Annotated in this window: 11 protein-coding genes and 1 pseudogene; 4 read left to right on the plus strand and 8 right to left on the minus strand. The window is 74.2% G+C overall.

All coding sequences use genetic code 11. The annotated features are described in order from the left end of the window. Window positions 1–42 precede the first annotated feature (42 nt). The 4 genes from cseB to IE274_RS25180 all read right to left on the minus strand — a co-directional run bounded on the left by cseB (window position 43) and on the right by IE274_RS25180 (window position 3,296). Window positions 43–756 (minus strand): two-component system response regulator CseB, encoded by a 714-nt coding sequence (cseB, locus tag IE274_RS25165; protein ID WP_190118126.1) that lies wholly within the window; start codon window positions 754–756, stop codon window positions 43–45. Window positions 757–855: 99 nt separating this feature from the next. Next, the gene (locus IE274_RS25170) at window positions 856–1,515 is read right to left on the minus strand and encodes a hypothetical protein (protein WP_372447278.1); all 660 of its coding nucleotides are present in this window, start codon (window positions 1,513–1,515) and stop codon (window positions 856–858) included. Further along, window positions 1,503–2,060 carry a SigE family RNA polymerase sigma factor gene (locus IE274_RS25175; protein WP_190118127.1) on the minus strand — a complete coding sequence of 186 codons (558 nt, stop codon included), beginning with the start codon at window positions 2,058–2,060 and terminating at the stop codon, window positions 1,503–1,505. The genes IE274_RS25170 and IE274_RS25175 overlap by 13 nt, the downstream gene beginning before the upstream one ends. Before the next feature lie 303 nt (window positions 2,061–2,363). Next, window positions 2,364–3,296, minus strand: coding sequence for an HhH-GPD family protein (locus tag IE274_RS25180; RefSeq protein WP_229909789.1), 933 nt, complete (start codon window positions 3,294–3,296; stop codon window positions 2,364–2,366). Between the two features lie 259 nt (window positions 3,297–3,555). On the opposite strand from IE274_RS25180, the gene IE274_RS25185 reads away from it, so the two are divergent. Further along, a complete protein-coding gene (locus IE274_RS25185; RefSeq protein WP_229909790.1) occupies window positions 3,556–5,247 on the plus strand; it encodes a sensor histidine kinase in 1,692 nt (563 codons plus the stop codon). Continuing rightward, entirely contained in the window at window positions 5,244–5,924 is a 681-nt protein-coding gene (locus IE274_RS25190) for a response regulator transcription factor (RefSeq protein WP_190118180.1), read from the plus strand. Before IE274_RS25185 ends, IE274_RS25190 begins: the two co-directional genes overlap by 4 nt. Window positions 5,925–6,347: 423 nt before the next feature. On the opposite strand, the pseudogene IE274_RS25195 reads toward IE274_RS25190, so the two are convergent. Next, window positions 6,348–6,959: pseudogene (locus tag IE274_RS25195) on the minus strand (phosphatase PAP2 family protein); the annotation flags it as partial. Between the two features lie 217 nt (window positions 6,960–7,176). On the opposite strand from IE274_RS25195, the gene IE274_RS25200 reads away from it, so the two are divergent. Beyond that, entirely contained in the window at window positions 7,177–7,989 is an 813-nt protein-coding gene (locus IE274_RS25200; protein ID WP_190118128.1) for a hypothetical protein, read from the plus strand. A gap of 367 nt (window positions 7,990–8,356) precedes the next feature. On the opposite strand, the gene disA is transcribed toward IE274_RS25200, so the two are convergent. Continuing rightward, on the minus strand, window positions 8,357–9,481 hold the full coding sequence (disA, locus tag IE274_RS25205) for a DNA integrity scanning diadenylate cyclase DisA (protein WP_190118129.1): 1,125 nt from the start codon (window positions 9,479–9,481) through the stop codon (window positions 8,357–8,359). A gap of 90 nt (window positions 9,482–9,571) precedes the next feature. Next, window positions 9,572–10,981, minus strand: coding sequence for a DNA repair protein RadA (gene radA / locus IE274_RS25210; RefSeq protein WP_190118130.1), 1,410 nt, complete (start codon window positions 10,979–10,981; stop codon window positions 9,572–9,574). Between the two features lie 240 nt (window positions 10,982–11,221). Between radA and IE274_RS25215 the strand changes: the two genes are divergently transcribed. Next, entirely contained in the window at window positions 11,222–13,036 is a 1,815-nt protein-coding gene (locus IE274_RS25215; protein ID WP_190118131.1) for a BACON domain-containing protein, read from the plus strand. Between the two features lie 146 nt (window positions 13,037–13,182). Here the strand turns inward: IE274_RS25215 and IE274_RS25220 are convergent, their stop codons facing one another. Beyond that, on the minus strand, window positions 13,183–14,136 hold the full coding sequence (locus IE274_RS25220) for a DUF3109 family protein (protein ID WP_190118132.1): 954 nt from the start codon (window positions 14,134–14,136) through the stop codon (window positions 13,183–13,185). Between the last annotated feature and the right edge of the window lie 88 nt (window positions 14,137–14,224).

Raw genomic sequence — 14,224 nt, forward strand, 5'->3', positions numbered from 1 at the left:
CCCTGCCCATGGCAGACCTCTGTGTCCCCCCACGCCGCGAGCTCACGCCTTGAGCTTGTATCCGAACCCGCGGACCGTCTCGATGCGGTCCTGCCCCACCTTCGTCCGCAGCCGCTGCACATGCACGTCGACGACGCGCGTGTCGCCGCCCCAGCCGTAGTCCCAGACGCGCTCCAGGAGCTTGTCGCGGGACAGCACGGTGCCGGGCGCGGAGGAGAACTCCAGGAGCAGCCGCATCTCCGTCGGTGTGAGCGCGACGGTCTCGCCGCCCCGGCGCACCTCCATGCCCTCGGTGTCGATCTCCAGGTCGCCGAAGCTCAGCATGCCGCCGTCGGCGCTCTCGTCCTGTTCGGCGGCGGGCGCGGCCGAGCCGGGGCCGCTGGCGTGCCCGAAGCGGCGCAGCACGGCGCGGATGCGGGCCACCAGGACGGCGCCGTCGAACGGCTTGGTCACGTAGTCGTCGGCGCCCGCCTCCAGGCCGAGGACGACGTCGATGGAGTCGGCGCGCGCCGACAGCATGATCACCGGCACCGTCGACTCGTCCCGGATGCGGCGGCAGAGGCTGACGCCGTCGAGGCCGGGCACCATCACGTCGAGCAGGGCGATGTCGGGCCGGTCCGCGCGGAACGCCTCCAGGCCGGACAGGCCGTCGGGCATGGCGGTGACCTCGAAGCCGTCGCGCTCCAGGGCGAGCTGCGTGGCCTCGCGGATGACGTCGTCGTCCTCGACGAACAGGACATGGGTGTGTTCTGCCATCGGGTGCTCTCAGTTCCGGTCTCGGTTGGGGGGCGGTCGGTGGTCCGGTCCCGGCGGTGGGGCCGGGGCGGGGGTGTCCCGGAGTCGCCGGGACGGTGGTCAGTCGGCCGACGGCTCGGTCGTCTCGCCGTCCGCCGTGGTGCTGTAGTTGTTGCGGGTGCGGTTCTTCTCGACGAAGTGGCCCGTCGACCAGCGGTACGTGATGATCTCTTCTCCCGTCGGGTCCGCCACCGAGCCGTCCTTGCCGAACATCTGCTTGCTGACGACCAGGTCGCCGCGGTCGATCTCGGCGTACACGGGCGGCTGCTCGTCGGCGAAGACATTCTCGTACTTCTTGCCTTCGGGGCGATACACGTAACTGCCGATGCCCACCCTGTCACCGCAGGTCAGGACGTTCACGACGACATCGTCTGACGCTGCTCCGGTCAGGTTGCCGTAGGCGACGTCCACCGGATACTCGTCGGCCGCGCACGGCTTCAGATCGCGTTTGACGGCCAGGCTGACCTTCGGGTCGTGCTTGACGAGGTCGACGGCGTCGACGTTCTTCGGGGTCGGCGACGGGGAGGCCGAGGGCGCGGTGGACGGCACGGCGCCGACGCGCGCGGGGCCCTCGTCACGGGTGCCGGAGCCGCCCGCGGAGCAGCCGGTGACGGCGAGCAAAAGGCCGAGGGCGGCGAGCACGGCCACCGCCGCACTCCCCGCCTTCCACTCTTTTGTGGCCCGGCCCGCTGGTCCGGTCCGGGCACTCAGGCCGCGCAACGCTCCCGCTCCTCACGTTCGAACACCCGTGCGGAGGGTCCCGCCGACTCGTCGGCGGCACGGCTCTCCAGCTCCTGGCGGAGCCGGGCGAGCGCGCGGTGCAGGGTGCTCTTGACCGTACCGGCCGACATGCCGAGCGCGGCGGCCGTCTCCTCGGTGGACATCTGCTCCCAGTGTCGCAGCACCACGACGCTGCGCTGCTTCGGGGCGAGCACCTTCATGATGTCCATCAGCAGGGCGCGGTCCGCGTGCTGCTCGGTGGCGTCGTCGACGCAGGCGTCCGGGAGCTGCTCGGTGGGCACCTCTTCGAGCTTGCGGGCACGCCACCACTCGGTCCGCGTGTTGATCATGACGCGGCGCAGGTAGGCGTCCGCGAGCCGCTTGTCGGCTATGCCGTCCCAGCGGCCGTACGTCCGTACGAGCGCCGTCTGCAGCAGGTCCTGCGCGTCGACCGGGTCCGGGACGAGCCGCCGGGCGCTGCGCAGCAGGGCATCCTGCCGAGTGCGGACGTACTCTTCGAACTCGAGCACCTCGCCGTGCGCCATACCCAACCGCCTCCGTTCCCGTCCAACCCCGTGTCCCCGGTCGATTGCCGGGTCCGTCGCGACCGCTGATCCCTTGCCTGTGCGGTACGAGAACGAAGTTACGGAGGGCGTGTCACGGCGTTGTGCGGAGCAGCCAGCGGCGGACGCACGGCTGTACGTAGGTTGTGTAACAGAAGTAGGCCGGACGTAAACCAGCAGGTGGGTGTGGGCGTCGATGCCCGTTTTGTCACTGGGAACGCTGTTGTCGGGCTGTGAGGTTCGCGGGCCGGGCGGTGCGGTTCGGGTGTCGAGCCGGGGCAGGTCTCAGGTCAGCGGCAGCCGGTAGTGCCCGTCCGGCAGCGGCTCCACCAACCCGTCGGACACGAGCCCGTCCAGCGCCCGGGCCCGCTGCACCGGCTCGTCCCACACCCGGTCGAGCGCGGACTGCGGCACCGGCGAGACGGCCTCGCGCAGCACCGCGAGGAGCTTGCCGCGGACCTGCCGGTCGGTGCCCGCGTACGTCTGGCCGCGGCGGGCGGGCCCCTCGTGCGCGGGCTTCCCCGCCGCCAGCCAGGCGCACTGCGCGGCCAGCGGGCAGCGCGCGCAGTTCTCGTTCTTGGCGCTGCACACCAGCGCGCCCAGCTCCATGGACGCGGCGGCCCAGCGGGACGCGGTCTGCTCGTCCGCGGGCAGCAGCGCGCGGGCCAGCTTGCGCTCGGCGGCGGTGGTGGCGTTCGGCGGGTACTGCACGCCGGTCACGGAGCGCGCGAAGACGCGCCGCACATTGGTGTCGAGCACGGCGTGCCGCTGCCCGTACGCGAACGACGCGACGGCCGCGGCCGTGTACTCGCCGATGCCGGGCAGCGCGAGCAACTGCGCGTGCTGTGCCGGTACGTCGCCGCCGTGCCGCTCCGTTATGGCGACGGCCGCCCCGTGCAGCCGCAGCGCCCGCCGCGGATACCCGAGCCGCCCCCAGGCGCGCACGGCCTCGCCGGGCGCCTCCTTGGCGAGGTCGGCGGGGCGCGGCCAGCGGGCGAGCCACTGCTCGTACACGGGCAGCACCCGGCTCACCGGCGTCTGCTGCAGCATGAACTCGCTGACCATCACGCCCCAGGGCCCGGCGTCCTCGCGCCGCCACGGCAGATCGCGCGCGTTGGCCTCGAACCAGGCGATGACAGGCGAGTGGAACTGCTCGTCCAGCGAACGGGCGTCGGCAGTGCCGGCGCTGACGAGATCGGCGGCGAGTGCGGTCGGCATGGGGACGATCCTGCCACGGGGGCGAGGGGCCGCGGGCCAACGGCGCGGTTCGGGGCGGGTGTCCCGTCGCCGTGGGACACCCGGCCCCGATCGGCGCCGCGTGCCTCGTCCTCGAACCCCGGACGGACCCGGACGGGCCCCCACTGGGCGCCCCCGGCCCGGCCACCCGAACGTGTGCGTAAGAAAAGCAAGGGCGGGTGGGAGAACCCTGACGATCGGCAGGGGCGCCCGGCGCCGGACGGCACGTAGCGTCGGCGGGGTGAAGAGTCGACGTCAGCTGGACGCCGCCCTGTGGGCGGCCCTCGCCGTGCCCGCGGTGAGCGCCGACGCGATCGGCCTGAACGAGCCCCGCCCGCTGTGGGCCCAGCTCGCGGGCCTCGCCGTCCTGGCCGCGGCCACCGCGAGCTGGCGCGCCCGCCCGGCCGCCGCCTTCCTCCTCGCCGCCGCCCTCGCCCTCACCGCCCCCGCCCTGTTCTCCGTCTCGTACGGCCCCGCCCTCGCCGTCCTCGCCCTGCTCCTCGGCAAGCACGGCCCCCGCGCCCGCCCGGCGCTGCTGGCCTTCGCGGCGGTCTGGGCGGCGGGCACGGCCAGGATCGTGGTCCGGGACGTGGACCCGGTCGTGGAGTGGCTGGTGCTGATGGGCACGCTGCTGTTCGGCGTGGTCTTCCCCTGGCTCGCGGGCCGCTACTGGCGCCAGGGCCGGGAGCTGGCCGCCGCGGGCTGGGCCCGCGCCGACCAGTTGGAGCGCGAGCAGCGCATCGTCGCCGACCGCGCCCGGCTGCGCGAACGCGCCCGCATCGCTCAGGACATGCACGACTCCCTCGGCCACGAGCTGAGCCTCATCGCGGTCCGCGCGGGCGCCCTCCAGGTGGCCGCCGACCTCCCCGCCCACCACCGGGCCGCCGCGTCCGACCTGCGCGCCGCCGCCGCGACGGCCACCGACCGGCTGCGCGAGGTCATCGGCGTGCTCCGGGACGAGGGCGACGAGACGGCCCCCCTCGCCCCGCCCGGCGAGACGGTCGCGCAACTGGTCGCGCGGGCGGCGGAGTCGGGCCTCGTGGTGCGGTACGAGGACGACGGCGCCGACGCGTCCGACGGCGCCGGGCGCGTGGCGTACCGCGTGGTCCAGGAGGCCCTGACCAACGCGGCCAAGTACGCACCGGGCGCGCCCGTCACCGTGACGGCGACGCACACCGAGGCCGCGACGACGATCGAGGTCACCAACGGGCCGCCCCCGCAGGGGGGTTCACCCCGGCCCGCCGCACCGGAGGGCGGCTCGGGGCTTGCCGATCTGCGGGCCCGGGTGCGGGCGGGCGGCGGGACGCTGACGGCGGGGCCGCGCGGCGGGGGGTTCCGGGTCACGGCACGGCTGCCGGTGGCGGGAGCGGGGCCCGGGGCGGTGGCGCTCGAACTGGCGGTGCCCGAGGCGGCGGTGCCCGAGCTGGCGGTGCCCGAGCCGATGCGCCCCGGCAGCAGCCACCAGCCCCCGGTCACCCAGCCCCCGGTCACCCAGCCCCCGGCCTCCGCACCGGCGACCCCACCGCCCGGCTCCGTCCTGGCCCACGCCCGCCGCCGTACCGCCCTCGCCTTCGGCGCCGCCATCGCCACGGGAACCGTCCTCGTCGCCGGGGCGTTCACCTGGTACGCGTACACGAAGACACACTCCGTCCTGCGCCCCGCCGACTACGCGTCCCTGCGCGTGGGCCAGCCGCAGTCGGAGGTCGCCGCCGTGCTCCCCGACCGGAGCGTCACGGACCCGCCCGCCGAGCGCGCGCCCACCCCGCCGCCCCCGGGCGCGGACTGCCGCTACTACCGCTCCAGCGGCGAGCTCTTCACCTCCCTGCCGCACTTCAGGCTCTGCTTCGACGACGGAAAGCTGGTGGACAAGACGGTGATCCCCAAGGCGGGCGCGGAACAGGAGAAGAAGCGGGAGGCGGCGTGGGCGCGGTGATCCGGGTGCTGCTCGCGGACGACGAGGCGATGATCCGCGCGGGCGTGAGCGCCATCCTCGCGGCGGGCGCGGACATCGAGGTGGTCGCGCAGGCGGCCGACGGCCGTGCGGCGGTCGAGCTGGCCCGGGCGCACCGCCCCGATGTGGCGCTCCTGGACATCCGCATGCCGCGCCTGGACGGCCTGGCGGCGGGGGAGGAGATCGTCCGGACGCTGCCGGGCACGGCGGTCGCGATGCTCACGACGTTCTCCGAGGACGCGTACGTGGCGCGGGCGCTCGGCGGCGGCGCGACCGGCTTCCTGCTGAAGTCCGGCGACCCGCACGAACTCATCGCGGGCGTGCGGGCGGTGGCGGGCGGCGCCGCGTTCCTCTCGCCGCGGGTGGCGCGGCAGGTCATCGACGGCTTCGGCGCCCGCAGACTGGCGCGCGGAGCCGAAGCGCGCGCCCGCGTCACGCTCCTGACACCCCGTGAGCGGGAGGTGCTCGGCCTGGTCGGCGCGGGCCTGTCCAACCCGGAGATCGCCGCGCGCCTCCACCTCGTGGAGGGCACCGTCAAGGCCTATGTGAGCGCGGTCCTGGACCGCCTGGAGGTCAAGAACCGCGTCCAGGCGGCGGTCGTCGCGTACGAGGCGGGCCTGGTGGCGGACGACGCGGCGGGGGAGCCGGGGCCGGGCTGAGGCCCGCGAACTCCCGTGTCAGGAGCGGGGGTCGGGGCGCTGCGGCCGGTACTGCGGCTGGTGCCCGTACGGCTCCTGATACGCGTCCGGGTTCCCGTACGGCTCCTGCCCCTGGTAGGACCCTTGCCCTTGGTACGCCCCTTGGTCCCGGTACGACTCGGGACCCTGGTAGTCCGCCTGCCCCTGATAGCTCCCCTGCCCAGGGTGGGCCCCCTGGCCCTGGTGGGCGCCTTGCCCCTGATAAGCCCCCTGGCCCTGGTGCGCGTCCTGGTGCCGCCGCAGCGTCATCGTCTGCTCCTGGGGCTGCTCCGCGCGCGTGGGCCGGTACGGCAGCGAGTTCTCGTACTGACCGCCCGGACCGGACTGACCGGCCTGCGACGGCACGTACTGGCCGCCCCCGGCACCGGGTGCGACCGCCGCGCCCGCACCCGCACCCGCGCCCGCGAACCACCTGACCACGCCGGTCCGCGACCCCCGCATCGCCTCTGTGATCCGCGTCACGGGCCGGGCGGCGAACTTGACCGCGAGGAACACCACGACCGCGCCGAGGACCAGGCCGACGGCCACGTCGTGCGGGTAGTGCACGCCCACGAACACCCGCGAGAACGCCATGAGCACCGCCATCGGCAGCGTCAGGGCGGCGATCCGGGGCCAGGCGAGGGCGAGGCCCACGGCGGCGGCGCCCGCGATCGTCGAGTGGTTGCTGGGGAACGACCAGTCGCCGTGCGGCGGGCACTCGACGAGCGGCTTGAGCGCCCCGGATACCGCGCGGCAGGGCCGCTCCTCCTCGATGAAGGACTTCACGGTCTCACTGATGACGTACGCGAGCGCCGTACCGAGCGGCGCCAGGACCGCCACCGCCACGGCCCGCGGGTCCCCGCGCCGCGCCCGCCACCACGCCACGACGAACAGCACGCCGAAGAGCAGCAGGCCGAGCTCGGTCCACACCTCCGCGAGGTGCTGCACCCACGACGGGGTGTCATGGGCGAACTCGGTGACGTCTAGGTAGAGGCCGGAAGAATCCATGGTGTCCATGATTCCGGACCGTACGCAGTGGTCCGGCACCGTCACATCCGGCGATGGGCGCATCGTCGACCTGACGAAAGTCAGGGGTCGGGCCCCGCGAGGGGCGTCCGGGGGGACCGTTCCGGGGCCTTCGGGCGGGCCTGTCCGGGATGATGATCCGCAAAAGTTGTGGCCTGAGGCGGCGGGTGGGGCAGGACAACGCCCGGTTCTCTCGTAAGGTTTGGGCGTGGGATCTCTGCGCAATCCGATCGGGCCGCTTCCCTCCTCCATCTACTGGCGTCGGAGGGCCGTCCTGCTGTCCGTTGTCGGACTCCTCTTGCTGCTTGTCGTGTGGGCTCTAGCCTCGGGCGGAGGTGGCGGTGACAACGGCGCTGACGGTCCGTCGGGCAACGGCCCGGCGACGTCCATCACGCCCGGACCCTCCGGCTCCGGGCCTGCGATCAGCGAACACCCGGGCGGCCGGGACGAGTCGGAGGGCGAGGGGGACGGCGACGGCTCCGGCGACGGCTCCGGCGACTCCGAGGGCTCCGGCTCCGGCGGCTCGGACTCCGGGGGCGGGTCGGGCGGCTCCGGCGGTTCGGACGACGCCAAGGGCGGCGGCGGGTCGGGCGCGCGGCTCCCGGCCGGGTCTCCCCTCGCCAAGTGCACGTCCGGCGCGGTCCAGTTGAAGCTGCGCAGCGTGCGGAACTCGTACGCGCCCGGGCAGAAGCCGAAGCTGGAGCTGACCGCCGTCAACAGCGGCGGCAAGGCCTGCAAGGTCGACCTCGGCGGCAAGGGCACGGTCGTGACGATCACCCTGTCCGGGGCGGACGACGCGATCTGGTCGTCGAACGACTGCCCCGGGGCCGCGGCGAGCCTGCTGTTCAAGGTCCCCGCGAACGGCCACGTCACGCACTCCCTGGAGTGGGACCGCAAGGCCAGCGCCCCCCAGTGCGCGACGCCCCCGGCGGGCGGCGCGAAGGCGGGCACGTACTTGGTGGAGGCGCGGGCGACGGGCCTGGGCAGCGACCAAGCGTCGTTCGTCCTGACGAAGGACTAGGGCGTTTCTGACGGCTCTTGAAACCGTCAGATGGCTGTCACGGGTGTGGGCGCCGGGGCGAGCAGCACCTCGCGGGGCAGCTCCCGTTGCGCCGACGATCTCCCTGGCGGCCGACCAAGAGCCATCAGAAACGCCCTAGACGCAGGACTGGGCGCCGGTCCTTCTCCCGCCCGCCCACACCTGACCGAGTCGGCCCAGGTGCCGGCCGCGCGGCCCTGCCTGGGGCGAGTCGGCCGTGACGGGTGGGCGAGTGGGCGGGCGGGAGGCTCCGCCGCGAAACGGCGGGAAGGACGGTCGCGCAGGCCAAGGGCACCCCGACCCCCAGCGGGCCGGGGGCCGGCGTACCCGCCGCAATCCGGGCTGGAAGCTACACGTACCGCTCGAGGATCGAGGACTCCGCAAGCCGCGACAGCCCCTCGCGCACGCTGCGGGCCCGCGCCTCGCCCACCCCGTCGACCGTCTGCAGGTCGTCCACACTCGCGGCGAGCAGCTTCTGCAGGCCGCCGAAGTGCTCGACGAGCCGGTCGATGATGGCCCCGGGCAGCCGGGGCACCTTGGCGAGCAGCCGGAAGCCACGCGGCGACACCGCGGAGTCGAGCGTCTCGGGCGACCCCGTGTAGCCCAACGCGCGTGCCACCGTGGGCAGTTCGAGCAGCTCGGCGTGGGTGAGGGAGTCCAGCTCGGCCAGCGCCTCGTCCACGGTGCGCGAGCGCTTCGCGGTGGGCTCGGGCACGTAGTCCCGGACGACCAGCTCGCGCTCCGGCTCCACGCCCGCGATCAGCTCGTCGAGCTGAAGGGTCAACAGACGCCCGTCCGTGCCGAGCTCGACGACGTACTCCGCGATCTCCTTGGCGATGCGCCGCACCATCTCCAGTCGCTGGGCGACCGCGGTGACGTCCCGGACCGTCACCAAGTCCTCGATCTCCAGGGCGGACAGCGTGCCCGCGACCTCGTCGAGGCGCAGCTTGTACCGTTCGAGGGTGGCGAGGGCCTGGTTGGCACGTGACAGGATCGCCGCCGAGTCCTCCAGGACACGGCGCTGCCCGTCCACGTAGAGCGCGATCAGGCGCATGGACTGGGAGACGGACACGATGGGGAAGCCGACCTGCTTGCTCACCCGGTCCGCCGTCCGGTGCCGGGTGCCCGTCTCCTCCGTGGGGATGGTCGGGTCGGGCACCAACTGCACGCCCGCGCGCAGGATCTTCGTGATGTCCTTGTCGAGCACGATGCCGCCGTCGAGCTTGCACAGCTCACGCAGGCGCGTGGCGGTGAACTCGACGTCGAGGACGAAGCCGCCCGTGCACATCGACTCGACGGTCTTGTCCGAGCCGAGCACGATGAGCCCGCCCGTGTTGCCTCTGAGGATCCGCTCCAGGCCGTCGCGCAGGGCCGTGCCCGGCGCGACCGCGCTCAGGGAGGCGCGCATCAGCCCGTCGGCAGCGGAGCCGCCACCGGGCTTGCCGGGAACCGCTGCCCGGTCGTTGGCTGCCACTGCACTCCTCCGGTCGCAGGTTGTCCAAGCCCTCCCCCACACGCCTCGATACGCGTTGCTTCGTACGGATGGGCGAGACCAGGGCAAAGTCTACCGGCGCCGCTCGTCCTCCCGTGGGGCCTCTGGACGACGCGATCTCGGAAGGACGCGCAGCGCGTCGCCCATGTCGGCGACTTCGGTGACCTTCATACCGGGCGGGACCTTCCCCGGATCGGCCGGCACGAGGGCGTGGGTGAAGCCCAGGCGGTGGGCCTCGGCCAGTCTGCGCTGCACGCCGGTGACCCGTCTGACCTCGCCCGCGAGGCCCACCTCGCCGATCGCGACGAGGTTCTTCGGCAGCGGAGTGTCGCTCGCGGCGCTGGCCAGGGCGAGCGCCACGGCGAGGTCGGCGGCGGGCTCCGACAGCTTCACGCCGCCGACCGTGGCGCTGTAGATGTCGCGCTTGCCGAGCGCGCTGATGCGGCCGCGCTGCTCCAGGACCGCCAGCATCATCGACACACGGGACGTCTCCAGGCCCGACGTGGTGCGGCGCGGCGAGGGGATCTGCGAGTCGACGGTGAGCGCCTGCACCTCGGCGACCAGGGGGCGGCGGCCCTCCAGGGTCACCGTCAGACAGGTGCCGGGGACCGGCTCGTCGCGACGGGTCAGGAACAGGCCGGAGGGGTCGGCCAGACCGGTGATGCCCTCGTCGTGCAGCTCGAAGCAGCCGACCTCGTCCGTCGTCCCGTACCGGTTCTTCACGCCGCGGACCAGGCGCAGCCGGGCGTGCCGGTCGCCCTCGAAGTGCAGCACCACGTCGACCAGGTGCTCCAGGAGGCGCGGGCCCGCGATGGCGCCGTCCTTGGTGACGTGGCCGACCAGGAGCGTGGACATGCCGCGCTCCTTGGACGCGCGGATCAGGGCGCCCGCGACCTCGCGGACCTGCGCCATGCCGCCGGGCGCGCCGTCGATCTCCGGCGAGGCGACCGTCTGCACCGAGTCCAGGATCAGGAGGGAGGGCTTCACCGCGTCCAAGTGCCCGAGGACGGCGGCCAGATCGGTCTCCGCGGCCAGGTACAGGTCGTCCGCGATGGCGTTGATGCGGTCGGCGCGCAGCCGGACCTGGCTGGCCGACTCCTCGCCGGTGACGTAGAGCGTGCGGTGGTCGTCGGTGGCCGCCTTCGCCGCGACGTCCAGGAGGAGCGTGGACTTGCCGACGCCCGGCTCGCCCGCGAGCAGCACCACGGCGCCCGGCACCAGGCCGCCGCCGAGCACGCGGTCCAGCTCGGGCACGCCGGTGGAGCGGGCGGTGGCGCGGCGGACGTCGACCTCGCCGATGGGCACCGCGGAGGAGGTGACCCGGCCGGGGGTCGTCGTGCGCACCGCGGGCGCGCCGTACTCCTCGACCGTGCCCCACGCCTGGCACTCGGGGCAGCGGCCTAGCCACTTGGCCGTCTGCCAGCCGCACTCGGTGCAGCGGTAGGACGGCCGGTCCTTCGCGGATTTCGTACGGGCAGCCATGCACGAACCGTAGCCGCCACCACTGACAACACTGACAACGCAGCCAGCACCGGTGACCGGCCTCGGCCCCCGCCCGCCGACGGCCCGAGGGTGCCCCCCGGAGCCCTCGGCCCCTTACCTCTCGAACAGGCAACGGAATCATGTCTTCCTGTCCCCTTTTGAGGGATCTGTTCACCCGTAAGGATTAAATGTGCTCAAGAGGGAGGAAGGCGCCTGCATCATGCGCCTAACTTCGCACGGGTGATGAGCAGCAGCCCGGAAACCCCCACATACACCACCGGCGCGCACCGGGCGCATCCGGGCGCCCGCAAGCGGGTGGTGCCGCGCACGGTCACCCAGTCGCCGCCCGCGCACTACGAACCGTTCCTGGACGGCCTGTTCACGTACTGCCTGTCGGTGCTGTGCGACCACGACGCGGCCACCGCCGCGCTCGGCGAGGTCCTCGTGCTCGCCGAGCGGCGCGGCGCCCGGCCCGACGGCGACACGCGCGCGTGGCTGTACGCACTCGCCCGCTGGATGTGCCTGCGCGCCCTGGCCGAGGCCAAGCAGCGCGGCCGCCACGGGGCGCAGTCCGGAGCGGGCGGCACGGCGGGCTCCGCAGCCGCGTCCGGCGTGAGCCCGACCGCCGCCGGGGAGCCGTCCGGGGACAGCCCCGCCGGGGCGAGCCCGACCGCCCCCGCGCCGGACGCCGGGGCCCCGGTCGCACCCGGAGCCGCCGCCCCCATCGACGAGATCGCCCGCGCCCGCCGCCGCGAACTCGCCCAGCTCGCCTGGCCCGAGGCCGCCGGGACCACGCCCGAGCAGCGCGAGGCCCTGGAGCTGGCCGTCCGGCACCGGCTCGCGGCCAAGGAGGTCGCCGCCGTCCTCGGCCTCGACCCGGCCGCCGCCCGCGACCTGCTCGCCTCCGCCGCCTGCGAGGTGGAGCGCACCCGCGCGGCCCTCGCCGTCGTCGAGACCGGCACCTGCCCGATCGTCGCCCGCCTCACCGGCGACAACCAGGTCCTGCTCGGCACCGCCCTGCGCCGCGAGCTGGTCCGGCACGTCGACGACTGCCCGCGCTGTCGCCGTACGGCCGAACGCGCGGGGTCCAGCGCCTGGCCCGGCACCGCCGTCACCCCGGCCGCGCTGCCCGTCGTCGCCGCCCCGCGCGTGGCCCTGCACCACGCCATGGCCCACGCCCCGCGCGCCCAGCGCCGGACCCGCGGCGGCGGCCCGCGCTTCGACCGGCGCGGCTTTCCGATGGACCCCAAGGACCACGCCGCCCGCCGCGAACGCCTACGCGCGCGTGCCGTCACGACGACGGTCGTCGCGACCGTCGTGGCCGCGCCCGTCCTCGCCCTCTGGGCGGCCTACCGCGGTGCCCCGCTCACCGGCGAGGGCCGCGACGGCCGCTCCGCGAGCGCCGCCGAGGCCGACGACGGACCCGGCGGGCGAGGCGGCCGGGGCCGCGAGGACTACGAGAACGCGGGCAACGCCCGCACCACCCCCGACCGCTTCCGCGACGGCCGCGGCGGACCCGGCGTCGCCGTGGCGGTCATCAGCCCCGGCAGCCCCGCCGGACCCGGCGCCGGACGCATCGGCGTCCAGGCCCGCTCGCACGGCGGCGTCACGCTCATCACGCTGACCGGCGGCGGCAGTTCACCGGTCCGCTGGTCCGCGAGCACCGGCGCGTCCTGGCTCGCCCTCAGCCGGTCCGCGGGCACCCTCTCGCCCGGCGAGTCCGTCACGATCAGGGTGTACGTGGACGACGACCGCGAGCCCCCGGGGCACTGGAGCGCTCGCGTCTCCATCGCCCCCACCGGAGCGGTCGTCTCCCTTGAGGGCTACGGCAGTTCCACCCCGCCGACCCGCCCCGGCAACCCGGGCCCCCGCCCCACGGCAACCCGCCCGGGCCCGTCGGACCCGGACCCGACCCCCACCCAGGGCAACCCCACCCCGACCCAGCCCGACCCGGACCCCACCCCGACGAGCACGCCGCCCACGGACCCCACCCCGACCCCGTCGGACCCGGGCACCACGACACCGGCACCAGGCGGGGACCCGGGGCCGGGCTGAGGCCGAGGGTGAGGCGGAGCACCCGAAGGGGCGCGGGGAACCGGGCGCTCCGCCGAGAGGGGAACCGCGCACTCAGCCAGGAGGGGAACCGCGCGCTCAGCCGAGCACAGCCCCGCACCCGCCCACGGCGAACCCCTCAACGGCGACTAGGCATCCCGGGAACCGACCCGCACCGGATCCGCCGGGTGCGGCGCGAGCAGCGGCAGCTGCGAGGCGAGCCGCTCCTCGCACAGCTCGACCAGGCGGTCATAGCCCTCCTTGCCCATCAGCTCGATCAGCTCGGGCCGGTAGGACACATACACAGGGTCCCCGGCGCCGTGCGCCGAGGTGGCCGACGTGCACCACCAGTGCAGGTCATGTCCGCCAGGGCCCCAGCCCCGGCGGTCGTACTCCCCGATGGAAACCTGCAGGACCTTCGTGTCGTCAGGCCGCTCGATCCACTCGAAAGTCCGCCGGACGGGCAGCTGCCAGCACACGTCCGGCTTGGTCTCCAGCGGCTCGCGCCCCTCCTTCAACGCCAGGATGTGCAGCGAGCACCCCGCCCCGCCCGCGAACCCGGGCCGGTTCTGGAAGATGCACGAGCCGTTGTACGGACGGGTCTGGCGCTCGCCGTCCTCGTCCTGCGAGACCCAGCCCGACTCGGCGCCCACGTCGTGGTGCTGCCAGATGTCCGGCGTGAGCCGCGCCACGTAACCCGCGACCCGCTTCTCGTCGTCCTCGTCGGAGAAGTGCGCGCCCAGCGTGCAGCAGCCGTCGTCGGCGCGGCCGGCCTTGATGCCCTGGCAGCCGCTCCCGAAGACGCAGTGCCAGCGGGAGGTCAGCCACGTCAGGTCGCAGCGGAAGACCTGCTCGTCGTCCGCCGGGTCCGGGAACTCCACCCAGGCGCGGGCGAAGTCCAGACCCTGCTCGTCCCGGACGGCCGCGCCCTTGCCCGCCTTCTTGCCCTTGTCGGCCCTGGCGCCCTTGTCGGCCTTATCGGGCTTGCCGGGCTTGACCTTTTTGACCTTGTCGGCCTTCGTGACCTGCTTCTCCGACTTCGAGGACTCCGATGACTGCGACGACTTCGATTTGTCGGGCTTCGCCTTTTTCGTCTTTGGCACGTCTCCAGGGTATGCGCGCCCATGTGTCAACGGAGACCAGTGACGCCCGCCCGGGCGCCGCGAGGAGCCGCGGGCGCAGTAGCGTTCC

This window comes from Streptomyces flavofungini (genome assembly GCF_014650815.1).
Classification (GTDB): domain Bacteria; phylum Actinomycetota; class Actinomycetes; order Streptomycetales; family Streptomycetaceae; genus Streptomyces; species Streptomyces flavofungini.